This window comes from Achromobacter denitrificans NBRC 15125, assembly GCF_001571365.1.
In the GTDB taxonomy this organism is placed as follows: domain Bacteria; phylum Pseudomonadota; class Gammaproteobacteria; order Burkholderiales; family Burkholderiaceae_B; genus Achromobacter; species Achromobacter denitrificans.
In genome coordinates this window covers 65,233-88,440 of the sequence record NZ_BCTQ01000020.1, presented here as the reverse complement: position 1 = coordinate 88,440, position 23,208 = coordinate 65,233, and the positions used below count along the sequence as shown (strand labels likewise).

The 23,208-nt window shown below is 67.9% G+C and carries 21 protein-coding genes; 15 read left to right on the top strand and 6 right to left on the bottom strand.

Annotated features, from left to right (window positions below; genetic code table 11):
- Window positions 1–23 precede the first annotated feature (23 nt).
- From ADE01S_RS17710 to ADE01S_RS17665, 10 genes are all read left to right on the top strand, one after another.
- Window positions 24–1,022, top strand: coding sequence for an RluA family pseudouridine synthase (locus ADE01S_RS17710; protein WP_062683038.1), 999 nt, complete (start codon window positions 24–26; stop codon window positions 1,020–1,022).
- A complete protein-coding gene (gene pgeF / locus ADE01S_RS17705; RefSeq protein WP_062683037.1) occupies window positions 1,010–1,774 on the top strand; it encodes a peptidoglycan editing factor PgeF in 765 nt (254 codons plus the stop codon). The genes ADE01S_RS17710 and pgeF overlap by 13 nt, the downstream gene beginning before the upstream one ends.
- Window positions 1,775–1,898: 124 nt before the next feature.
- Window positions 1,899–3,536 (top strand): class I poly(R)-hydroxyalkanoic acid synthase, encoded by a 1,638-nt coding sequence (gene phaC, locus ADE01S_RS17700; protein WP_062683036.1) that lies wholly within the window; start codon window positions 1,899–1,901, stop codon window positions 3,534–3,536.
- Between the two features lie 73 nt (window positions 3,537–3,609).
- Window positions 3,610–4,347, top strand: coding sequence for an acetoacetyl-CoA reductase (gene phbB, locus ADE01S_RS17695; RefSeq protein WP_062683035.1), 738 nt, complete (start codon window positions 3,610–3,612; stop codon window positions 4,345–4,347).
- Between the two features lie 118 nt (window positions 4,348–4,465).
- Entirely contained in the window at window positions 4,466–5,032 is a 567-nt protein-coding gene (phaR, locus tag ADE01S_RS17690; RefSeq protein ID WP_062683034.1) for a polyhydroxyalkanoate synthesis repressor PhaR, read from the top strand.
- A 197-nt stretch (window positions 5,033–5,229) separates the two neighbouring features.
- Complete coding sequence (locus ADE01S_RS17685; RefSeq protein WP_062683033.1) at window positions 5,230–5,766, top strand: iron transporter; 537 nt, start codon at window positions 5,230–5,232, stop codon at window positions 5,764–5,766.
- Window positions 5,763–6,122, top strand: coding sequence for a cupredoxin domain-containing protein (locus tag ADE01S_RS17680; RefSeq protein ID WP_172600314.1), 360 nt, complete (start codon window positions 5,763–5,765; stop codon window positions 6,120–6,122). Before ADE01S_RS17685 ends, ADE01S_RS17680 begins: the two co-directional genes overlap by 4 nt.
- 14 nt (window positions 6,123–6,136) lie before the next feature.
- Window positions 6,137–6,988 carry an FTR1 family iron permease gene (locus ADE01S_RS17675; RefSeq protein WP_062683032.1) on the top strand — a complete coding sequence of 284 codons (852 nt, stop codon included), beginning with the start codon at window positions 6,137–6,139 and terminating at the stop codon, window positions 6,986–6,988.
- A 39-nt stretch (window positions 6,989–7,027) separates the two neighbouring features.
- Entirely contained in the window at window positions 7,028–8,425 is a 1,398-nt protein-coding gene (locus tag ADE01S_RS17670) for a 4Fe-4S binding protein (protein ID WP_062683031.1), read from the top strand.
- A gap of 59 nt (window positions 8,426–8,484) precedes the next feature.
- A complete protein-coding gene (locus ADE01S_RS17665; protein WP_062683030.1) occupies window positions 8,485–9,357 on the top strand; it encodes a PhzF family phenazine biosynthesis protein in 873 nt (290 codons plus the stop codon).
- 98 nt (window positions 9,358–9,455) lie between these two features.
- Here ADE01S_RS17665 and ADE01S_RS17660 read toward each other — a convergent pair whose 3' ends face one another.
- The 5 genes from ADE01S_RS17660 to cphA (ADE01S_RS17640) all read right to left on the bottom strand — a co-directional run bounded on the left by ADE01S_RS17660 (window position 9,456) and on the right by cphA (ADE01S_RS17640) (window position 16,123).
- Window positions 9,456–9,794, bottom strand: a complete 339-nt coding sequence (locus ADE01S_RS17660) for a BON domain-containing protein (protein ID WP_062683029.1) — start codon at window positions 9,792–9,794, stop codon at window positions 9,456–9,458.
- A 73-nt stretch (window positions 9,795–9,867) separates the two neighbouring features.
- Window positions 9,868–10,032, bottom strand: coding sequence for a DUF1328 domain-containing protein (locus ADE01S_RS31300; RefSeq protein ID WP_006389411.1), 165 nt, complete (start codon window positions 10,030–10,032; stop codon window positions 9,868–9,870).
- Between the two features lie 27 nt (window positions 10,033–10,059).
- Entirely contained in the window at window positions 10,060–10,260 is a 201-nt protein-coding gene (locus ADE01S_RS17655; RefSeq protein ID WP_062683028.1) for a CsbD family protein, read from the bottom strand.
- Window positions 10,261–10,875: 615 nt separating this feature from the next.
- The gene (gene cphA, locus ADE01S_RS17645; protein WP_062683026.1) at window positions 10,876–13,446 is read right to left on the bottom strand and encodes a cyanophycin synthetase; all 2,571 of its coding nucleotides are present in this window, start codon (window positions 13,444–13,446) and stop codon (window positions 10,876–10,878) included.
- A gap of 61 nt (window positions 13,447–13,507) precedes the next feature.
- Complete coding sequence (cphA, locus tag ADE01S_RS17640) at window positions 13,508–16,123, bottom strand: cyanophycin synthetase (RefSeq protein WP_062683025.1); 2,616 nt, start codon at window positions 16,121–16,123, stop codon at window positions 13,508–13,510.
- Between the two features lie 259 nt (window positions 16,124–16,382).
- Here cphA (ADE01S_RS17640) and ADE01S_RS17635 point away from each other — a divergent pair, with 259 nt between their 5' ends.
- Together ADE01S_RS17635 and ADE01S_RS17630 are read left to right on the top strand one after the other, a co-directional pair.
- A complete protein-coding gene (locus ADE01S_RS17635; RefSeq protein WP_062683024.1) occupies window positions 16,383–18,668 on the top strand; it encodes a cyanophycin metabolism-associated ABC transporter in 2,286 nt (761 codons plus the stop codon).
- Window positions 18,669–18,689: 21 nt separating this feature from the next.
- Complete coding sequence (locus ADE01S_RS17630; protein WP_062683023.1) at window positions 18,690–19,160, top strand: cyanophycin metabolism-associated DUF1854 family protein; 471 nt, start codon at window positions 18,690–18,692, stop codon at window positions 19,158–19,160.
- 16 nt (window positions 19,161–19,176) lie between these two features.
- Here the strand turns inward: ADE01S_RS17630 and ADE01S_RS17625 are convergent, their stop codons facing one another.
- Window positions 19,177–20,313 (bottom strand): GNAT family N-acetyltransferase, encoded by a 1,137-nt coding sequence (locus tag ADE01S_RS17625; RefSeq protein WP_062683022.1) that lies wholly within the window; start codon window positions 20,311–20,313, stop codon window positions 19,177–19,179.
- Between the two features lie 83 nt (window positions 20,314–20,396).
- Here ADE01S_RS17625 and ADE01S_RS17620 point away from each other — a divergent pair, with 83 nt between their 5' ends.
- The 3 genes from ADE01S_RS17620 to ADE01S_RS17610 are packed head-to-tail and all read left to right on the top strand — an operon-like array spanning window position 20,397 to window position 23,173.
- Window positions 20,397–21,218 (top strand): ferritin-like domain-containing protein, encoded by an 822-nt coding sequence (locus ADE01S_RS17620; protein ID WP_062683021.1) that lies wholly within the window; start codon window positions 20,397–20,399, stop codon window positions 21,216–21,218.
- A 3-nt stretch (window positions 21,219–21,221) separates the two neighbouring features.
- Window positions 21,222–21,938 carry an MOSC domain-containing protein gene (locus ADE01S_RS17615; RefSeq protein WP_062683020.1) on the top strand — a complete coding sequence of 239 codons (717 nt, stop codon included), beginning with the start codon at window positions 21,222–21,224 and terminating at the stop codon, window positions 21,936–21,938.
- 2 nt (window positions 21,939–21,940) lie between these two features.
- Window positions 21,941–23,173, top strand: coding sequence for a lytic murein transglycosylase (locus ADE01S_RS17610; RefSeq protein ID WP_082775835.1), 1,233 nt, complete (start codon window positions 21,941–21,943; stop codon window positions 23,171–23,173).
- Window positions 23,174–23,208: the final 35 nt, after the last annotated feature.

Here is a 23,208-nt window from a genome sequence, read left to right as displayed (position 1 = left end):
GGCTGATTATATGATTTGTCTCCATGTCTGATACAGCCGCCGGCGCAGATCTCGTTTCCGACGACGAATTCCTGGGTCTTCCCGATGAAAATCCCAGGGGGGAGCCGCAACTTGTAACCGTGCCCGAGGGTACCCGGGCCGACCGGCTGGACAAGGTGCTGGCGGGGTTGTTGCCCGATCATTCCCGCAGCCGGCTGCAAGGCTGGATCGAGGCCGGCAACGTCCATGTGAACGGCGCGCCCGGCAAGGTCCGCCAGACCGTGGGCCCGGGCGACGAGATCGCCGTGTGGCCCCAGCCCGCGCCCGAAGCCCTGGCCTTCGCGCCCGAACCCGTGGAATTCGCGGTGGTCGACGAAAGCGCCGACTGGATCGTCGTGAACAAGCCCGCCGGGCTGGTCACCCATCCCGGCGCGGGCAACTGGAGCGGCACGCTGCTCAACGGTTTGCTGTACCGCTATCCGGAACTGGCCCACGTGGCGCGGGCCGGCATCGTGCATCGCCTGGACAAGGACACGTCCGGCCTGATGGTGGTGGCGCGCAACGAAACGGCCCAGACCCACCTGGTGCGCCAACTGCAGGCGCGCAGCATGGGGCGCGAGTACATGGCGCTGGCGCACGGCTGGCTGGCCGCCGCCGGCAAGGTGGATCGCCCGATCGGCCGCGATTCCCGCGTTCCCGTGCGCATGAGCGTGGAGCGCCCGGTGGCGCCCAAGCCGGCCATCACGCGCTATGCGCCGGCCCGCCGCGGCCAGGTGGAGCCGGGCGGCCGCGTCACCGAAGTGGTGTGCCGCCTGGAAACCGGCCGCACCCACCAGATCCGCGTGCACCTCGCCAGCCTGGGGCATCCGCTGTTGGCCGACACGCTCTACGGCGGCAAGGCCATCGCGGGCGCGCAGCGGCAGATGCTGCATGCGCGCGCCCTGCATTTCGACGATCCGGGCGGCCGAGGCGAGGTCGAATTCGCCGCGGCTCCGCCCGCCGACATGACCCTGGTACAGGAAAGTATCGCATGGAACGCGTAGTGGCAGGCCTGCCGGTGGTGACCGGCCCCCAATGGGCCGGCGTGAACTATTTCTGCACGACCCGCGCGGGCGGCGTGGGCGTCGCGCCGCACGACACCCTGAACCTGGGCCGCCGCGCCGGAGACGATCCCGACACCGTCACGGAGAACCGACGCCGTGTGCGCGCCGCCGTGCCCGCCGAACCCCTGTGGCTGCGCCAGGTCCATGGCAGCGAGGTCGTGGACGCCGATCTGCCGGACCTGCCGGACGAGCCGGCGGTCGACGCCAGCGTCACCGCGCGCGCCGGCCGCGTGCTGGCCGTCATGGTGGCCGACTGCCTGCCCGTGGTGATCGCCGATGCGCAAGGCACGGTGCTGGGCGCGGCGCACGCCGGCTGGCGCGGCCTGTCGGGCGGCGTGCTGGAACACACGCTCGCGGCCATGCGGGCCAAGGCGCCGCGGGCCGCGGGCTGGCGCGCCTGGGTGGGCCCCGGCATCGGCCCGCAGGCTTTCGAAGTGGGCCAGGACGTGCTGGATGCTTTCGAAGCGGACGATCCCGCCACCCGGCGCTACTTCACGCCGCGGCCGGAGCACCCCGGAAAATGGCTGGCCGACCTCGCCGGATTGGCCGATTTCCGGCTGCGCCGCGCCGGGGTACAAGAAGTGTCCTTGAGCGGGCTGTGCACCGTGGCCGACGCTGGCCGGTTCTTTTCGTACCGGCGCGATGGAGAAACCGGACGCATGGCATTGCTCACCTGGCTCGACCCGGTTTGATCCAGCGCAAGGCCGGCATCCCGGCTTGCGGAATACCCTGGTAGGTCTCCTTGTATACCCGCATTGACAGGCCTGGACCCGGAATGCAACATCAATCGCGTAGTTTCGATAACAAGGTGTCGAAGTGAATGCCAATCTCTCCGCCGCAGGGCCCATTCCGGTGAGCGTGGCACCGGAAGTCCTGGCCGACATCCAGGCCGAATTTTCTCGCGAATGGCAGCGCCTTTGCGATGACGCCCGCCGGGGGGCGCTCGCGCCGCCGCCGGACCGCCGTTTTGCCGGCGAAGCCTGGGCCGCCAATCACTCGCACCTGTTGCTGGCGCATACTTACCTGTTGTCCGCCCGCGCGATGTCGCGCATGGTGGACGCCGCGCAGGTCAGCGAGCCGATGCGCGACCGCCTGCGCTTTTCCATCATGCAATGGGTCGACGCCTTGTCGCCCTCCAATTTCCTGGCGCTGAACCCGGACGCCCAGCAATCCATCGTGGAGAGCGCGGGCCGCGCGCTGAACGAAGGCCTGGCGAACCTGCTGGGCGACGTGAAGAAAGGGCGCATCACCCAGACGGACGAAACGCAGTTCGAGATCGGCCGCAACGTGGCGGTGACGCCCGGCGAGGTCGTGTACGAGAACCCGCTGTTCCAGCTGATCCAGTACGCGCCGACCACCGCCACCGTGCACGAGCGGCCGCTGGTCATCGTGCCGCCGAACATCAACAAGTTCTACATCCTGGACCTGCAGCCCGAGAATTCCTTCGTGCGGCACGCGGTGGACCAGGGCTACACGGTGTTCCTGATTTCGTGGCGCAATCCCGTGGCCAGCGACACCGACGGCGTGGATCGCGCCACCTGGTCCGACTACCTGGACAACGCGGTGCTGCAGGCCCTGCGCGTGGCCAGCGACATCACCCGGCAGCCGCAGGTCAATGCGCTGGGCTTCTGCGTGGGCGGCACGATGCTGGCCTCCGCGCTGGCGCTGGCCGAAGCGCGCGGGGAACGTCCCGTGGCTTCGCTCACGCTGCTGACTTCGCTGCTGGATTTCCACGATACCGGCGTGCTGAACGTCTTCGTCGACGAGGCCCACGCGCTGCTGCGCGACCATCAATTGGGCAAGGGCGGCCTGATGCCCGGCCGCGAGCTCGCCACCACGTTCTCGTTCCTGCGGCCCAACGAGCTGGTATGGAACTACGTGGTCGGCAACTACCTGAAGGGCCAGAAGCCGCCGGCCTTCGACCTGCTGTTCTGGAACGGCGACAGCACCAACCTGCCCGGTCCTTTCTTCTCCTGGTACTTCCGCAATACCTACCTGGAGAACAACCTGAAGGTGCCCGGTCGGGCGCAGGCCGCGGGCATGCCGCTGGACCTGACGCGCCTGGACATGCCGGCGTACATCTTCGGATCGCGCGAGGACCATATCGTGCCCTGGGTGTCGGCCTATGCCTCCACCCAGGTGCTGCGCGGGCCGCAACGCTTCGTGCTGGGCGCTTCCGGGCATATCGCCGGCGTGGTGAATCCGCCGGCCAAGAAGCGCCGCAGCTACTGGGTGGCGGACGCGCTGGAGCAATCGGGGCATCACCTGCCCGGGGATCCGAACGCCTGGTTCGCGCAGGCGACGGAGCAGCCCGGCAGCTGGTGGCCGGACTGGACCGGCTGGCTGTCTGGCCATTCCGGCAAGCAGGTCAAGGCGCGCACCAAGTTAGGCAATGCCAGATACCGGCCCATCGAGCCGGCGCCTGGCAGGTATGTGAAGGTCCGGGCTGCCTGAAGCCGCGATTCGCGGTTGGCCCAGGACAGTAAATCAATCAACGAGGCGTCCGTCGCACACAGGAGGAAATCCAATGAGCGGAAAACTGGCTTACGTTACAGGCGGGATGGGCGGTATCGGCACCTCAATTTGCCAGCGCCTGGCCAAAGATGGCTTTCGCGTGGTGGCAGGCTGCGGCCCCAGCCGCAATTACCAGCAATGGCTGGATGAACAGGCGGCGCAGGGCTATACGTTCTACGCGTCAGTGGGCAACGTGTCCGATTGGGAGTCCACGGTAGAAGCATTCGAGCGCGTCAAGCGGGACATGGGCCCGGTCGATGTGCTGGTCAACAACGCGGGCATCACCCGCGACGGCCTGTTCCGCAAGATGAGCGCCGACGACTGGCGCGCGGTCATCGACACCAACCTGAACAGCCTCTTCAACGTGACCAAGCAGGTGATCGACGACATGGTCGAGCGCCAGTGGGGCCGCATCGTCAACATCAGCTCGGTGAACGGGCAGAAGGGGCAGTTCGGCCAGACGAACTATTCCACGGCGAAGGCGGGCATCCATGGCTTCACCATGGCGCTGGCGCAGGAAGTGGCCAGCAAGGGCATCACGGTCAACACGGTGTCGCCGGGCTACATCGGCACGGACATGGTTCGCGCCATCCGTCCGGACGTGCTGGAAAAGATCGTCGCCACCATTCCGGTGCGCCGCCTGGGCACGCCGGAGGAAATCGCGTCCATCACGTCGTGGCTGGCCTCGGATGAGTCTGGGTTTTCGACGGGCGCGGACTTCTCGCTCAACGGCGGCCTGCATATGGGCTGAAGCATCGCGGGCCGCCACGAGCGGCCCGCCGGCGCCGGGCGGCCTCGGGGAGAGGGCCGTCCGGCATTACACTTACCCTTATCCGAAGTCTTAGAGATCGCCCGATCCGGGGACAACCATGACGCAAGCACAAACCGGCGCCAGTCTGCGCCTGATTAAAAAGTACCCCAACCGTCGTCTGTACGACACCCGGACCAGCACCTACATCACGCTCGCAGATGTCAAGCAACTGGTCCTGGCGAACGAGGAATTCCAGGTCGTGGACGCCAAGAGCGGCGAAGACCTGACCCGCAGCATCCTGCTGCAGATCATCCTGGAAGAGGAAAGCGGCGGCATGCCCATGTTCTCCTCGAACATGCTGTCGCAGATCATCCGCTTCTATGGCCACGCCATGCAGGGCATCATGGGCTCGTACCTGGAAAAGAACATCCAGGCCTTCATGGAAATCCAGCAACGCATGGCCGAGCAGTCCAAGGGCCTGTACGGGAGCCAGTTCGGCCCCGAGGCCTGGGCCCAGTTCATGAACGTGCAGACGCCCATGCTGCAGAACATGATGAACAACTACATCGACCAGAGCAAGAACCTGTTCGTGCAGATGCAGGACCAGATGCAGGACCAGACGCGCGCGATGTTCTCGACCTTTCCGTTCACGCCCGGCGGCCCGCAGGGCCCGGGCCGCAAGTAGCGCGCCCTCCGCGGCCGCGCCCTGATGAGGACGCCCCTTCGGGGGCGTTTTTCATGGATTGACGAAACGCAATGATCCGGCGATTTTCATGCCCCGGGGTTCAGGGATATGTCAGTTGTTTTGGTTACATTAATGAAAACGGTTCTTGTTTATGTTTCTAGAGCCGCCATTTCATTCGTGTCTCAAGGATTATGCACATGATCAAGAAAGCCTTGGCCCTGGCCATTGTCGCTCTGAGCGTTTCCGCCGCGCACGCGGCTGAATACCCCATCGGCAAGCCCGTGGAAAAGGGCGGCATGGAAATCGGCGCGGTCTATCTGCAGCCGATCGAAATGGACCCGCCCGGGATGATGCGTCCCGCCAAGGATTCGGACGTGCACCTGGAGGCCGACATCCATGCCACCGCCGGCAACAAGACGGGCTTTCCCGAAGGCGAGTGGGTGCCGTACCTGGTCGTGAAGTACGAGATCCAGAAGGTCGGCAGCAACAACGTGCAGAAGGGCACGTTCATGCCGATGGTCGCCAACGACGGCCCGCACTACGGCGAGAACGTCAAGCTGGAAGGCCCCGGCAAGTACAAGCTGAAGTACACGGTCCTGCCCCCGACCGCCGACAAGATGAGCCACTTCGGCCGCCACGTCGACAAGGAAACCGGCGTGGGCCCGTGGTTCGAGCCGTTCGACCTGGAATATGAATTCGTCTTTGCCGGCACCGGCAAGAAGGGCGGCTACTGATCGTGAAACGCCTGCTTCGCGTTGCCGCCGCACTGCTGATCGGCCTGGCCGGCCTGGCCGGCACGGCGCCCGCGCAGGCGGACGAATTGCCCACGTTCACGCTGAGGTTCAAGCCCGACGGCACGTTCGAGCCCGCCACCCTGGAGGTGCCCGCGGGCCGTTTCAAGATCGAGCTCATCAACGAGAGCAACGAGCCGGTGGAATTCGAGAGCATTCCGCTGCGCAAGGAAAAAGTCCTGGGCCCGGGGGTGAAGTCCTTCGTGGTGATCACCATCTCGCGTCCGGGCGAGTATCCCTTTTTCGATGACTTTCACCAGAACGTGAAAGGCACCCTGGTCGTCAAGCCCAAGGAATAACGCGGTACCGATACATGGAACAGGTTCTTTTCATAGTCTGGCGTGAAAGCGTCGAAGCCATGTTGGTGGTGGGCATTCTGTACACCTGGCTGCGCGCCACGCCCGAAGGCAAGCGCGGGCTCAACTATCTGTGGGGCGGCGTGGCCGCGGGCCTGGCCCTGGCGGTGGCGCTGGCGCTGGTGCTGCTGGGCGTGTCGTCCTGGCTCAGCGACGAGGGCCAGGAATGGTTCCAGGCCATCATGTCGCTGGCCGCCTGCGTGCTGGTGGTGCAGATGGTCGTGTGGATGAAAAAGCACGGCCGCACGCTCAAGGGCGAACTGGAAAGCGGCGCGAAGGCGTCCGTCGCGGCCGACAACTGGTGGGGCCTGTTCGTGCTGGTGGCCATCGCCGTGGCCCGCGAAGGCAGTGAAACCGTGGTGTTCCTGTACGGCACCGTGTCCGCGGGCGGCGACGGCAGCAGCATGCTGATGCTGGCACTGGCCGGCGTCGCGGGTTTCGCCGTGGCGCTGCTGACGTTCTGGCTGCTGCAGCTGGGCGGCAAGCTGATCACCTGGCGCCGCTTCTTCCGCGTGACCGAAATCCTGCTCCTGCTGCTGGCCGGTTCGCTGCTGGTGGGCGGGCTGGATCACCTGATTTCTCTCGACGTCCTGCCCACCATCGTCGATCCCGTCTGGGACAGCTCGTGGCTGTTGAGCGACAGCACCGGCTTCGGCAAGATCCTGGCCGATTTCGCCGGCTACCGCGCCTTGCCCGCCCTGATCTCGGTGCTGTTGTGGGTGGCTTATTGGGTAATCGTCTGGGCGCTGCTGCGCTGGGTGGGCGGCAAGCCCGCTCCGGCGGCGGCCGCGGCCCGCAGCACTTCCTGACCCGGATTTACGCCGGACCGAATATTTGAAGGTTTGACCATGGCAGCTGCACTCGGGAGGGCGACCTCCCGTATCGCCGACTTCCTCCGAGACCATGCCCCGCTGTTGCGCAAGCTGCAGTGGGGCATTGTCGCGATATACGCTTTCCTTTTGATCGTGCCCGCGGTCCTGCCGCTGCCGGACAACGCCTCGTCGGTATTCAACAACCTGACGATCGTCGCGCAGTTCGCGTTCTGGGGGGTATGGTGGCCGTTCGTGCTGATCTCCATGCCCATCCTGGGCCGGGCCTGGTGCGGCTGGCTGTGCCCCGAGGGCATGCTGACCGAGTGGGCCAGCGAGCGCGGCAAGGGGCTGGCGATCCCGAAATGGCTGCGCTGGAGCGGCTGGCCCTTCGTGGCGTTCGCGCTCACGACCATCTACGGCCAGCTCGTCAGCGTGTACCAGTACCCGCTGGCCGTGCTGGCCGTGCTGGGCGGGTCCACGGTGGCCGCCATGATCGTCGGCTGGCGCTATGGGCGCAGCAAGCGGGTGTGGTGCAAGTACATGTGCCCGGTCAACGGCGTCTTCAACCTGCTGGCCAAGCTGGCTCCCTGGCACTTCAAGGTCGACGAAGAAAAGTGGCGCCATCCTGTCATCCGAATCGAACCCATCAACTGTGCGCCGCTGGTGCCGCTGCGCCACATGAAGGGCGCCGGCGACTGCCACGTCTGTGGACGCTGCAGCGGCTATCGCGGCGCGATCACGCTGACGCCGCGCTCGCCGGAAGAGGAAATCGTGCACGTCGCCCAGGGCGACCCCTGGCAGACGGCGCTGCTGTGCTTCGGCCTGATGGGCATCGCGATCGGCGCCTTCCTGTGGAGCGCCAGCCCCTGGTACGTGACCGCCAAGCAGTGGGCCGCGACGTGGCTGGTCGAGCACGACATCATGTGGCCACTGCTGGACAACGCGCCCTGGTTCATCCTGACCCACTACCCGGAAGTGAACGACAGCTTCTCGTGGCTGGACGGCGCGGGCATCCTGCTCTTCGTCGTCGGCGCCACGATCTGCGTCGGGGGCGCGAGCTACCTGTCGCTGTGGATCGCCGACCGCCTGGCGCCCGCCGCGCCCGTGGCGGGCGAGGCCGCGAGCCGCTGGGGCCGCCCCGGCCTGCACAAGCTGGCCCAGGCCCTGATCCCGTCCGCCGGCATCGGCGTGTTCCTGGGCCTGTCGGCCACCACGGTGAACCTGCTCAAGCATGAAGGCGTGCAGGCCGCCTGGGCCGCGCCCGTGCGTTTCACCTTGCTCAGCCTCGCCGTGCTGTGGACGCTGCGCCTGTATGCGCGGCTGCTCAAGCCGCGCCAGGCCGGCGCCCTGCGCAAGGGCCTGGCATGGCTGGTGCTGGCGGCGGGGCTGGCGCCGTTCTGCCTGGCCTGGGTGCTGTTCTTCGCGGTCTGGTAGCTCCGGCGGTAAGGGGCTGGGATAAAGTGTAGGGCCCGCCCCTCACGCTGCTTTCCGTCATGGCCTCCTACGCATTCCGCCTGCTCAACGTTTTCGCCTCCACCACCTTCAGCGGCAACCCGCTCTGCGTCTTCGAGGACGCGCGCGGTATGGACGACGCCACCATGCTGAACCTGGCGGCGCAATTCAATCTTTCCGAAACCACGTTCATCCTGCCGTCGGAACGCGCGGATGCGCGGGTGCGCATTTTCACGCCGGGCTTTGAGATGAAGTTCGCCGGCCATCCCACCATCGGCACCTCGCAGGTGGTGCGCGACCTGCTCAAGGCCGGCGATGCGCTGACGCTGGAATTCGCGGCCGGCGTGGTGCCGGTGACGGCCCAAGGCGATGCCTGGACGTTCACCGCGCCTTGCCCGGACGGCGTGCGCACCGCGCCGCCGGCGCTGGCCCGGGCCGAAATCGCCAGCCTCGCGGGCCTGGACGCGGCCGACCTGTCGGGCGATCCCATCTGGGTGGACACGGGCGCCGACCAGCTGCTGATGCCGGTGGCCAGCGTGGAGGCCTTGCGCCGCGTCGCGCCCGACGCGTCCCGGCTGGACCGCTGGCAGGCCAACAGCATCGGCCGCAAGGTCCTGTACGCCTTTGCCTTCGACGAGAGCAGGACGCAGGACGGCCGCCAGGTGGTGGTGGCGCGGTACTTCTACGCCAAGGCGGGCGGCGGCGTGAACGAGGACGCCGGCACGGGGTCGGCCTGCGCCAACCTGGGCGGATGGCTGCGCCATCGCGGATATGCCTTGCCCGTCAGCATCCTGGTGGAGCAGGGCGACCAGATGGGCCGGCCGTGCCGTTTGCTGCTCGACGTCCTGGCCGATGGCCGGATCCAGGTCGGCGGACGCGCGTTGGAGATCGGCCGCGGCGTCGTGGATGTCTGAGGGCGCGCTTTTGTGTGTTGGAGGCACAAGACAAAAAAACGCCCGCATCGGCGCGGGCGTTTTTCCTGCCGCGGGACCGGCCCGCGGCGACGGCGGTCTTACCGCTTGTTCTTGGCGGGATCGACCTTGATGTTGTTCATGACCTGCTTGACGCCTTCGACGCCTCGGGTCACGGTGGCCGCGTGATCGGCCTCGGCGGCAGTGCCCACGGTGCCGGTCAGCGTCGCGACCCCGGCATTGGTCTCCACCGCGATGTCGAGGGCGCTCAGCTGCTTGTCCGCCACGAAGGCGGCCTTGATCTTGGTGGTCACGGTGGCGTCGGACGCGTATTCACCCACGGACTGTTTCGGCTTGCCGTCATCGGCGGCAAAGGCGATGGAAGTAAAGGCAGCGCCCAGGCCCAGTGCGGCGGCGGCGGTCAGCTTGCGAAGTTCCATAGTCATGCTCCTTGTTGGTGTGGTTCAGCGCGTTAAAGACGCAACGGCTCTCGGAAATGCTTGGGTACGGGTTCTATTTCTTGCGGAATGCGCCGCCCAGAATGGACAGCAGCGCCAGTACCAGGAAGACGAAGAACAGGATCTTGGCGATGCCTGCGGCGCCGGCGGCGATGCCGCCGAAACCCAGGACAGCCGCGATGATCGCAATAACGAAGAAAACTACGGCGTAGTGCAGCATGTCAGCTTCTCCTGGTGGTTGGTCGGATCAGGGATTGCGGTCGAAGAAGTCCCGGACTTCCTTCTCCGCTTGCTCCCGGGTTTTGCCATAGCGCTCCTGGATCAGGCCCGCCAGGCGTTCGGCATTGCCTTCGCTGCGGGTCAACTCGTCGTCGGTGAGTTCGCCCCAGGCCGCCTTGGCCTTGCCTGCCAGTTGCTTCCATTTGCCCGCGATAACGTCGTTGTTCATGGTGACCTCTCCGTTTCGTGCGGCGGCGGGTTTGCGGCCTACAAACCTTGCCCCGCGGTTGACTGGGACACTGATCAGCCAGGCCTGCCTGCTTAGCGGTTGCTGTTGAGCAGGCCCAGGTCTTCAACGTACGAGCCGCCGGTGAGCCCTGTCAAACCTTGCTGTGGGCAAATGTAACGGGGGCATCGGGGCCTGGATGGGCGATTTCCGGCGGAAAGGGTTGCAGGCGCACTAAGGAGTGAAGTTACATTTCAGCAACGTCTTGTCCGCTTTTGCGGAGGGCTGGTAACGGGATCTGCGCGGGCCGCAAAGGCCGTGCTGCCCGCGCCGGCCGGTTGGCCCGGAGCCGGCCCCGCGGGTATAGTCGTGGCGGAACCCGCAGGGCGGTTCGATCACCAGGTACGGGAGAGGGGCACGCATGACGCAACGACTTTGCAGCGCGATCTTGTTGGCACTGGCCGCGATGGCGGCGGTGGGATGCACGCACGTGACGGACAGGTACCAGGCCGCGGCGCCGGTGGTGTCGGCCAGCAGCTGAGCCGCGCGGCGCAGCCTGAGCAGAAAGCACACGGGGCGCCCTGAGGCGCCCCGTTTTCATTGAGCCGCCGTCGCGGCTCAGGCCTGCGAGATGCGGCCGGCGATGTGCGCCAGCGCTTCTTCCACCTGGTCCACCAGGATCAGGCACAGGTCGCCGGGCGCGAGGCGGGCGAGCGCGGTGTCGATCGCCAGGAACTCGCCGTGGATCTCGTCGATGCGCGTGCTGCGGCTGGCATTGGCCAGGCCTTGCTGCAGCAGCGCCAGCACTTCGCCGTCGGCGCGTCCGCGCTGGCATTGGTCCTGGTAGAGCACCACGTCGTCGAACGCCTCGCCCAGGATCTCCGTCTGCATGCGGATGTCCTCGTCGCGCCGGTCGCCCGCGCCGCTGATGACGACCGAACGGCGCTTGGCGGGCATGGCATCCACGGCGCGGACCAGGGCGAGGATCGCGTCGGGATTGTGGCCGTAGTCCGCGATCACGGTGGCGCCGCGGTAGTCGAACACGTTGAAGCGGCCGGGCGCGGTCTGCGCGTCGTTGACGAAGGTGGCCAGGCCGCGGCGAATGACGTCCTCGTCCAGGCCCAGGGCCCAGGCCGCGGCGATCGACGCCATGGCGTTCTCGACCTGGAACGAGATCGTGCCGTTGCGCGTGAGCGGAATGGCGGCCAGCGGATAGCGGGTTTCCTCCGCGCCTTGCGCGGCCACGATCGCGTCGCCGTCGCGGTAGACGGCGCGCTGGCCCTGCGCGCGGTGCGTCGCCATCACGGGGTGGTTGCGGTCCTCGGCGAAGTAGGTGATCGAGCCCGGGCAACTGGCGGCCATCTCGGCCACGATGGGATCGGCCGCGTTCAGGACGGCGGTGCCGCCGGGATGCACGTGCTGCACGATCACGCGCTTGACCACGGCCAGGTCCTCGACCGTGCTGATGTAGCCCAGGCCCAGGTGATCGCCCATGCCGATGTTGGTGACGATGGCCACGTTGCAGCGGTCGAAGGCCAGGCCTTCGCGCAGGATGCCGCCGCGCGCGGTTTCGAACACGGCCGCGTCCACGTCGGGATGCATGAGCACGCTGCGGGCGCTGCGCGGGCCGCTGCAGTCGCCCGTGTCGATGCGCAGGTTGTCGACGTAGACGCCATCGGAGTTCGTCATGCCGACGCGATTGCCGGCGGCGCCCAGGATGTGGGCGGTCAGGCGCACCGTGGTCGTCTTGCCGTTGGTGCCTGCCACCGCCACCACCGGAATGCGGCCGTCGTCGCCGTCCGCGTACATATTGGCGACGATGGCCTCGCCCACCGCGCGGCCCTTGCCGAAAGAAGGGTTCAGGTGCATGCGCAGGCCGGGCGCGGCGTTCACTTCCACCACGCCGCCATGCTGGTCTTCAAGCGGATACAGCACGCTTTCGGCCACTACGTCCACGCCGCAGATGTCCAGCCCGATCATGCGGGCGGCGGACACCGCGCGCGCGGCCATCTCCGGATGCACCTCGTCGGTCACGTCGGTGGCCGATCCGCCGGTGCTCAGGTTGGCGTTGTTGCGCAGGAAGATCAGGGTGCCGGAGGGCGGCACGGAGTCGGCGTCGAAGCCCTGCTTCTGGAGGGTGGCCAGGGCGATGTCGTCGAAGCGGATCTTGGTCAGCGAGGTGGCGTGGCCGTCGCCGCGCAGCGGGTCGGCGTTGACCTGTTCCACCAGCTGGCGGATGGTCTGCTGCCCGTCGCCCGTGACCTGCGGCGGGTCGCGGCGAGACGCCGCCACCAGCGCGCCGCCCACCACCAGCAGGCGGAAGTCGTGGCCGGGGATGTAGCGCTCCACGATGACCTCGGAGCTGATCTCTTCGGCGGCCTCGAAGGCCTGGATCACGCGTTCGCGCGTTTCGATGTTGACCGCGACGCCGCGGCCCTGGCTGCCGTCGCGCGGCTTGACCACGACCGGGCCGCCCAGCTCCTCGGCCGCGGCCCAGGCTTCCTCGGCGGTGGTCACGGAACGTCCCATCGGCACCGGCACGCCGGCGGCGTCCAGCAGCATCTTCGTCAGGTCCTTGTCCTGCGCGATGGATTCGGAGATGGCGCTGGTCCGGTCGGTCTCGGCGGCCTGGATGCGGCGCTGCTTGCTGCCCCAGCCGAACTGCACCATGCTGCCTTGCGTCAGGCGGCGGTAGGGGATGTTGCGGGCGACGGCGGCGTTCACGATGGAGCCGGTGCTAGGCCCCAGGCGCACGTCCTCGTCCAGTTCGCGCAGACGCTTGAGGGCGTCGGCCAGGTCGAACGGCGTATCGTCCAGCGCGGCGCGCACCAGCACCTGCGCCAGTTCCATCGCCAGCAGGCCGACTTCTTCCTCGCTGTATTCCACCACCACCTGGAACACGCCGGGCTCGATGGTGGAAGCGGTGCGGCCGAACGTGACGGGGCAGCCGGCGTGCGCCTGCATCGTCAGGGAGACGATCTGCAGCACGTGCGCGATGGACACGGCGCCCTGGTGGCCTTCGGGACGCAGCAGCCCGGTCTGCGGCAGGCGCGCGCGCAGGCGCGCTTCGAATTCGGGCAGATTGTCGATGGAGCATTCGGCGTCGGCGCAGGAGACGATGGCCTCGATCGCCGTGTTCTTGCTCCACAGATTGGGGCCGCGCAGGGCTCGGATACGGGAAACTTCCATGGCAGGTATTCCTGTCTAGCTCACGCGCGCCCGCGCTCGGGCAGGGCGCGCGCGGATATTGTCAGTATTGCTGAATCCAGCGGCGGACCAGATCGATGGTCGGGCCGGAGAAGGCCTCGTCCGACTGCAGCAGGACGAAGTCGCCCGCGGCGATGCCGTTGAGCTGGCTTTCGATGGCCTTGCCGTGGTCGGGCTCGTCCTGGATGTCCTTCACGCGCGAACCCTGCGCCAGGCCCTGGCGCAGCAGCGCGCGAGCCTGTCCCGCCGGACGCTTGCTGCGCACGGTGAGGTCGTCGTAGAGCACGACCCGGTCGAAGGCGTCGCCCAGCAGCCTGCCTTGTTCGATCAGGTCTTCGTCGCGCCGGTCGGCGCCGGCCGAATAGACGGCGGCGCGCAGGGTCGACGGGAATTGGTCGATGGCGGCGATCAGCGGGCGCAGCGCCGAGGCGTTGTGCACGTCGTCCACCACCACGGTGCTGCCGTTGCGTTCGAATAGCGTGAACTGCCAGGGCGCGTCGGCCTGGTCGATGTCGAAGGTTTCGATGCCGGCGCGGATCAGTTCGACGGGGATGTCCAGCGCCCAGGCGGCGCCGACGGCGGCCAGCACGTTCTCGACCTGGAAGGCCACGCGCCCGCCGTGGGTCAGCGGAATGGCGGCCACCGCGGCCAGGCTTTCCTCGCGGGCGCCCTGCGCCAGCACGATGGCGCCGTCGCGCACGAACACCGCGCGGCCTTCCTTGCCCAGGTGCTCGGCGATGGCGGGCAGGGCGGGGTCGATGCCGAAGAAGATCACGGCGCCGTCGCACAGCTCGGCCATTTCCACCACGCGCGGGTCGCGCGCGTTCAGCACGGCCGCGCCGGTCGGCAGCACCACGTCGACCTGGGTGCGGAACACATTGAACATGCGCTCCGTTTCGTTGATGTCGAAGTCGCCGAGGTGGTCGGCGTCGTCGATGTTGGTGACCACGCCCACCTGGCAGCGATCGTAGGCCAGGCCCTGGCCGAGGATCACGCCGCTGTCGTTCTCGATGACGGCGGCGTCCAGGTTTCGGTTCATCAGCAGGCGCGTGCCCGAGTCGAAATCGGCGCGGTCGCCCTTTTGCACCAGGCGGCGGTCCAGGTAGAGGCCTTCGCTGCAGGCCAGGCCGGTGCGCTTGCCCGACAGGTGCAGCAGGCGGGCCACCAGGCGCGCCACCACGGTCTTGCCGTTGGTGCCGGTCACGCCCACGATGGGAATGCGGCCGGCGTCGCCGTCGGGGAACAGATGGTCGACGATGGCGCGGCCCACGGGACGCGGGGTGCCGTCGGCCGGCTTCAGGTGCATCAGCAGGCCGGGGCCGGCGTTGACTTCGACGATGGCGCCGCGCTGCTCTTCCAGCGGGCGCGAGATGTCCTCGGCCACCAGGTCCACGCCGGCGATGTCCAGGCCCACGATGCGGGCGGCCAGGGTCACGGTGGCGGCAACGCTGGGATGCACGCGGTCGGTCACGTCGAAGGCGACGTTGCCGCTGCGCTGCACCAGCACGCGCTGGCCTTCGGCCGGCACGCCGTCCTCGGTCAGGCCCTGGCGCGCGATTTCCAGCCGGGCGGCCGAATCCAGGCGCACCGGGTTCAGCGGGTGATTCTCGGTGCGGCCGCGGCGCGGGTCGGTGTTGATCTGGCTGTCGATCAGCTCGGTGATGGTGGACTTGCCGTCGCCCGTCACCCAGGCCGGCTCGCCGGCGGCGGCGGCCACCATGCGGTCGCCCACGACCAGCAGGCGGTGCTCGTTGCCCAGCACGAAGCGCTCGACGATCACGCCGCTGCCTTCGTCCACCGCCACGCGGTAGGCCGACACCACTTCCTCGCGGGTCGTCAGGTTGGTGAAGACGCCGCGGCCGTGGTTGCCGTCATAGGGCTTCACGACCACGGGCAGGCCGATGTCCTCGGCCGCGTCCCAGGCGTCGTCCTCGCTGTCGACCAGGCGGCCTTCCGGCACCGGCACGCCGCAGGTGGACAGGAGCTCCTTGGTGAGGTCCTTGTCGCGCGAAATGCCCTCGGCGATGGCGCTGGTGCGGTCGGTCTCGGCGGTCCAGATGCGGCGCTGGGCCGAGCCGTAGCCGAACTGCACGAGGTTGCCCTCGAACAGGCGGATGTAGGGGATGTCGCGATCGTCGGCCGCGTCCACGATGCAGGCGGTGCTGGGGCCCAGGCAATGCCTGTCGATCAGGCTGCGCAGCTTGGAGATGGTGGCGGGCACGTCGAAGGGGCGGTCTTCGATGGCGGCCATGACCAGGTCGCGGGCTTCGTTCAGCGCGGCGCGCGTGACCTGCTCCTGCCAGGCGCGCACGACGACCTTGTAGACGCCGCGGGTGGAGGTTTCGCGGGCCTTGCCGAAACCGCCGCGCAGCCCCGCGAGGTTCTGCAGTTCCAGCGTGACGTGTTCAAGGATGTGGCCGGGCCAGGTGCCTTCCTTCACGCGGGCGAGAAAACCGCCGCGCACACCCGGGCTGCAGCGGTGCTCGATCAGCGTGGGCAGCCATGCGGTCAGGCGCTCGTAGAAGCCGGGAATGGTGTTGGAGGGGTAGTCCTCCAGCTCGCCGATATCCACCCATGCTTCAAGGACCGGGCGATACGTCCAAATGTTCGGGCCGCGCAAAGCCACGACATCGAGAAATTCAATGTCTTTCTTTTTCATGTTTTAATTTGCTGAAGAAGCAGGTTGGCACGCGCGGACGCCCCTATGCAAGACCGCGAATTTATTGGGGTTGCGACTTTAGAATAATGCCAACGAGTGGGGGATCCCAGATATTCCTAATTAGAAAAATCGGCTGATACTATACGACGCCTTCAGGGCGTGAACTCGTTGTGTTGTAAGGAAGGGACACGTTTCCCGCCCCTCCCGGTGGCGAACCGGTTGCCTCGTAGGGCAGAGTCCTGGCCCGGTATGCGTACCAATGAAAAAACCACACCTGCTTTCCGGCCTAGCCGAAGCCTTTCCTGCCCGCTGGCGGGATGAAATCCGCGCCGAATTGGCGGATGGCGAAAACCTGTTGGCCTGGGTCGAAATAGACCTGGATCAGCGCCTGAAGTTCCATCCCGGCCTGGTGGCCGCCACCGATCGCCGCTTGCTGGCCCGCCGTTCCGACGACGCCGGCTGGGAATCCTGGACATACGGCCCCCAATTAAAGCTCACCCTGACCGACCACGCCGGCGCCGCGCAGCTCGACCTGCACGACGACGCCGCCCGCCTGGGCATCTGGCGTTTCACGCTGGCTCGCAACCCGGCCGCGCTGCGGCTGCTGGCCCAGTTCGAGGCCCAGCAGGCCATCCGGCTTTCCGGCCAGGAGGCCGAAGCGCCGGCCGAACGCCACTGCACGATCTGTAATAACGTCATTCCCGCGGGCGCCGAAGAGTGCCCGGTCTGCAACCAGGAGCAGGCGGCGCCGTCCTCGACCTGGGCGCTGCTGCGGCTCTGGCGCTTCGCCCGGCCCTACCGGGGGCCGCTGCTGGCCGGCTTCCTGCTGACCCTGCTGGGCACGGCGGCCACCCTGGTGCCGCCCTACCTGACCATGCCGCTGATGGACGACGTGCTGATCCCGTTCCAGAACGGCGCGCCCATCGACTACGACAAGGTCCGCCTCTACCTGGGCGGCCTGCTGGCGTCGGCCTTCCTGGCCTGGGGGCTGGGCTGGGCCCGGACCTACATCCTGGCCTGGGTCAGCGAGCGCATCGGCGCGGACCTGCGCACCACCACGTACGAACACCTGCAGCAGCTGTCGCTGGAGTATTTCGGCGGCAAGCGCACCGGCGACCTGATCTCGCGCATCGGCAGCGAAACGGACCGCATCTGCGTGTTCCTGTCGCTGCACCTGCTGGACTTCGCCACCGACATCCTGATGATCGCCATGACGGCGGTCATCCTGGTGTCCATCAACCCCTGGCTGGCGCTGGTCACGCTGGTGCCGCTGCCCTTCATCGTCTGGATGATCCATGCCGTGCGCGACCGCCTGCGCCACGGCTTCGAGAAGGTCGACCGCATCTGGTCCGAAATCACCAACGTGCTGGCCGACACCATTCCGGGCATACGCGTGGTCAAGGCCTTCGCGCAGGAAAAGCGGGAAGTCGCGCGTTTCCGCGAGGCCAACAACCGCAACCTGGAAGTGAACGACCGCGTCAATACCACCTGGTCGCTGTTCTCGCCCACGGTCACGCTGCTGACCGAGGTAGGGCTGCTGGTGGTGTGGATCTTCGGCATTTGGCAGGTGTCGCAGAAGCAGATCACCGTCGGCGTGCTGGCCGCCTTCCTCGCGTATATCGGGCGCTTCTACATGCGCCTGGATTCGATGAGCCGCATCGTGTCGGTCACGCAAAAGGCCGCGGCCGGCGCCAAGCGCATCTTCGACATCCTCGATCACGTGTCCAGCGTGCCGGAGCCGCAGAATCCGGCCAGGCTGCCGCACATCAACGGCCGCATCGAATTGCGCGACGTGGGCTTTCGCTACGGCAACCGCCAGGTCATCCGCGGCCTGAACCTCAACATCGCGCCCGGCGAAATGATCGGGCTGGTGGGCCACAGCGGCTCGGGCAAGAGCACCCTGATCAACCTGATCTGCCGCTTCTACGATGTGTCGGAAGGGGCGGTGCTGGTGGACGGCGCCGACATCCGCTCGGTGCGCGTGGCCGATTACCGGCGCAACATCGGGCTGGTGCTGCAGGAACCCTTCCTGTTCTTCGGCACCATCGCCGAGAACATCGCCTACGGCAAGCCGGATGCCACGCGCGATGAAATCGTGGCGGCCGCGCGCGCCGCGCACGCGCATGAATTCATCCTGCGGTTGCCGCACGGCTACGATTCCCTGGTCGGCGAACGCGGCCAGGCCCTGTCGGGCGGCGAACGGCAGCGCATCTCGATCGCGCGCGCGCTGCTGATCGATCCGCGCATCCTGATCCTGGACGAGGCGACCTCGTCCGTCGACACCACCACCGAAAAGGAAATCCAGAAGGCGCTGGACAACCTGGTGCGCGGCCGCACCACGATCGCCATCGCCCACCGCCTGAGCACGCTGCGCAAGGCGGACCGCCTGGTGGTGCTGGACCGCGGGCAGATCGTCGAGCAGGGGCCGCACGAAGAACTCATGGCCCGCGAGGGCGCCTACTATCGGCTCTACCAGGCGCAGGCGCGCCAGGCCGAGGCCGACGCGCAAGCGTCGGGCAGCGAAGACATGGCCGCCGTGGCCTGACGCGGAACCGGAATTATCGTCATGACCTTGCCGACCTTTCAGCTGCGCCGCAACGCTTTCGGGCGCCTGGAATTCCAGTCCGCCGACGGCGACATCCACGAAGGGGTCATCCCCGTGCGCGCCTTCCCGATCAGCGAGGCGGGCCGCGGCCTGTCGCTGGTGACCGGCGACGGGCGCGAACTGGTCTGGATCGAACACCTGTCCGACGTGCCGGCGCTGCAGCGCGCGCTGATCGAGGAAGAGCTGGAAAGCCGGGAATTCATGCCCGAGATCCGCAAGCTGGCCAGCGTGTCCACCTTCGCCACGCCCAGCGTCTGGAAGGTCGACACCGACCGCGGCCCCACCTCGTTCACGCTGCGCGGCGAGGAAGACATCCGCCGGTTGAGCGCGCAGACGCTGCTGATCGCCGACAGCCACGGCATCTTCTACCTGGTGCGCGACATCCAGTCGCTCGACAAGCACAGCCGCAAGCTGCTCGACCGCTTCCTGTAGGCGGCCGCGGCGCGGCCTAGCCTTGCGCGGGCCGCTTGAACGGCGTGTGCGTTTCCAGTTCGCCCAGGTAGTCCGCCACCGCCGCCGTTTCCTCGTCGAGGAACACGCGGATCGCATCGGCGAATCCGGGATGGGCCACCCAGTGCGCCGACCACGTGGGCGTGGGCAGGAGGCCGCGCGCCATCTTGTGCTCGCCCTGCGCGCCGCCCTCGAAGCGCGCGATCCCGTTCGCGATGCAGTAGGCGATGGCCTGCATGTAGCAGGTCTCGAAATGCAGGCCCGGCACGTATTCCGTCGCGCCCCAGTAACGTCCGTAAAGCGCGTCGCCGCCCGCCAGATTGAGCGCGGCCGCCACCGGCTGGCTGCCGCGTTGCGCCAGGATCAGCACGAATGCCTCGGGCTGGTCGCGATGGGCGCGCTCGAAGAAATCGCGGGTCAGGTAGGGCGGATTGCCGTGGCTGAAATAGGTGCGGCAATAGCATTCATAGAAGAACCCGAGTTCCTCGGCGCCGATCTCCTCGCCGCGCAGCCAGCGGTAGCTCAGCCCGGCGGCGGCCACTTTTTTGCGGTCCTGCCGGATCTTCTTGCGCTTGTCGTGGCTCATCGCGGCGAGAAAGCCGTCGAAGTCCGCGTAGCCCGGGTTGGTCCAGTGGAACTGCACGCTCTCCCGGATCATGAAGCCGGCCTCGCGCAGCGCGCGCATATCGGCGTCCGCGGGAAACAGCAGGTGCAGCGACGAGACCTGGATCTCTTCGGCGAAGGCCACCAGGCCGCGCACCAGGATGTCGCGGTCTTCGTCGTTGCGCGCCAGCAGCCGCGGCCCGGTGACGGGGGTGAACGGAACGGCCGACAGCAGCTTGGGGTAGTAGCGCAGCCCGTGGCGCTGGAAGGCGTCGGCCCAGGCGTAATCGAAGACGTATTCGCCGCGCGAGTGCGACTTCAGGTAGAGCGGCGCGGCGGCGGCCAGTTCCTCATCGCGCCAGAGCGCGAGATAGTGCGGCGCCCATCCGGTTTCCGGCGTGGCGCAGCCGGTCTCGTGCAGCGCGCGCAGGAAGGCATGGCGCAGGAAGGGCTGGTCGCCCGCGAGCGCGTCCCATTGCAGGGCGTCGATGCGGGACAGGTCGGTTTCGATGGTCAGGCGCAGGGAGTCCATCCGCGAATGATAAAGTCTTCATGATGAAGCGGCGCTGAAGCCGCGGGGTTTTGTCGGGTCGCTAGCCCGGCACTGGATCGAGCATGGATATCAAGACGGTCCCGCCCGCGGGCGGGGAAGGGCAGGACAGCCTGCGCGGACTGGCATTGCGGGCGCTGGCCGCCACGGCGTGGCAGGACAAGCTGGCGGGCGTGCGGGCCATCACCGACGCGGCCGTGCTGGACTGCGCGCAGGTCTTCGCGCCGCCGCCCGCGCTGCCGGGCCGTCCGCCGCTGCCGGAACTGGTGGCGCCTTCCCTGGTCAGGCAGCGTTCCATGGCCACGCTGGAAGGGCGGGCGGCGCTGTTGCACGCGCTGGCCCATATCGAGTTCAACGCGGTCAACCTGGCGCTGGACATCATGTGGCGCTTCGCTGGCATGCCCGAGGCCTTCTACCGCGACTGGCTGCGCGTCGCGCGCGAAGAGGCGCATCACTTCGATCTGCTCAGGCGGCGCCTGGAAGCCCTGGGCTACGCCTACGGCGACTTCCCGGCCCACAACGGCCTGTGGGACATGGCGCAACGCACGGAAGCCAATCTGCTGGCGCGGCTGGCCCTGGTGCCCCGCACGCTGGAGGCGCGCGGGCTGGACGCCTCGCCCCAGATCCGCGACAAGCTCGCGGGGGCGGGCGACCGGGAAAGCGCCGCCATCGTCGACATCATCCTGGCCGACGAGATCGGCCACGTGGCCATCGGCAACTTCTGGTACAAGCGCCTGTGCGAGCAGGAAGGCAGGGATCCGATCGCCTGCTATGCGGAACTGGCGCGGCGCCATGGCGCGCCGCGCCTGCGCGGCCCGTTCAACCTGGAGGCCCGCCGGGCCGCCGGCTTCGACGAGGCCGAACTTGCCGCGCTGCAGGCGGGCTGAGACATGGCCGCCGGCATTCCGATAGACGCGCTGCTGACCGGCGCCGTGCGCCCCTTGGGCGATTCCGGCCGCGACAGCGGCATCGACAAGCATCCGGTCGAGGAGCGCCTGTGGCTGGGGCGGGAGGGCCTGCGCGGCGACGAACAGGCCGACCGCCGCCATCACGGCGGCCCCGAAAAAGCCCTGCACCATTACGCGCGCGAGCACTACCCGTCCTGGCTCGCCGAACTGGGACCGCGCGCCGTCCTGCGCGCGCCGGGCGCCTTCGGCGAAAACCTGTCCACGCGGGGCCTGACCGAAAGCGAGGTCTGCGTGGGCGACATCTACCGCGCCGGCACGGCGCTGCTGCAGGTGTCGCAGGCGCGTCAGCCCTGCTGGAAGCTGGACCACCGCTTCGACACGCGCGGCATGGCCGCGCGCGTGCAGGCCAGCGGCAAGACGGGCTGGTACTACCGCGTGCTGGAAGAAGGCTGGCTGCGGGCGGGCGACGCGCTTTGCCTGCAGGAACGGCCGCAGGCGCAATGGCCGCTGGCCCGGGTGCAGGACATCCTGAACCGGCGCGTGCTGGAGCCGGCCGTGCTGCGGGCCTTGTCGGAACTGCCCGAGCTGTCGCCGAACTGGCGCGCGCTCTTCGAAAAACGGGCCCGCTCCGGCGAGGCCGAAGACTGGACGCGGCGCCTGGAAGGCGACGTCGTCCCACCCCCTTCCACGGAGTCCTGAGCATGCATCGAAACACTGGACGGCCCCGGGCCACCCGGGCCCTGGCCCGCGCATTGTCCGGCGCCGCGCTGGCCGTGCTGGCGTTTGCGGCCCAGGCCGCGGACCCGTTCGCGGCCTGCCTCGCGCAGTTGCGCGGCCCCGCGCTGAAGGCGGGCGTGTCGGGCGCCACGTTCGACACCCATACCGCGGGCCTGGCGCCGGACATGGCCGTGATCGGGCTGCTGGACGCGCAGCCGGAATTCAAGATGCCGATCTGGGACTACATGGCCGGGCTGGTCGACGACGAGCGCGTGGCCGACGGCCAGGCGGGCATGGCGCGCTGGCAGGCCGAGCTGGCGCGGGCGGCATCCCGCTACGGGGTGGACCCGGCCACGATCGCCGCGGTGTGGGGCGTGGAAAGCAATTATGGCCGCACCCTGGGCGGGCGGCCTCTGCTGACGTCGCTGTCGACCCTGTCGTGCTTCGGCCGGCGCCAGGCCTATTTCCGCGGCGAGTTCTACGCCACGCTGAAGATCATCCAGGACGAACACCTCGCGCCCGATCGCCTGGTGGGTTCCTGGGCGGGCGCGTTCGGCCAGACCCAGTTCATGCCCTCGACCTACCTTCGGCTGGCCGTGGATTTCGACGGCGACGGCCGCCGCGACCTGGTCGACAGCGTGCCGGACGCGCTGGCGTCCACCGCCCACTTCCTCAAGCGCGCGGGCTGGAACAGCGCGCTCGATTGGGGATACGAAGTGCGTCTGCCCGCCGGACTGGACACCGCCGGGGCCGGCCGCAAGAACAAGCGCCCGATGTCGTATTGGGCGAAACAGGGCGTCGCGCGGGTCGACGGCCGGCCGCTGCCCGCGGGCGATGTCCCGGCCGGGCTGTTGCTGCCGGCGGGCAAGAACGGCCCCGCCTTCCTGGTCACGCGCAATTTCGACGCCTTGTATTCCTACAACGCGGCGGAAAGCTATGCGCTCGCCATCGCCCATCTGTCGGATCGGCTGCGCGGCGGCGGCCCGCTGGCGCAAGCCTGGCCGACCGACGATCCCGGCCTGTCGCGGGCGCAGCGGCGCGAGCTGCAGCGGCTGCTGATTGCCAGGGGCTATGACCTGGGGGAACCCGATGGCATGATCGGCGCCCGCACGCGGACGGCCCTGCAATCGGCGCAGCGCGAACTCGGCCTGCCCCCGGACGGCCGCGCGGGCCTGAAGTCGCTGCGGGCGCTGCAGGCGGGCAAGCCGGCGGACTGATCCGGCCCGCAAATACAAGCTTTGCAAAGATCTGC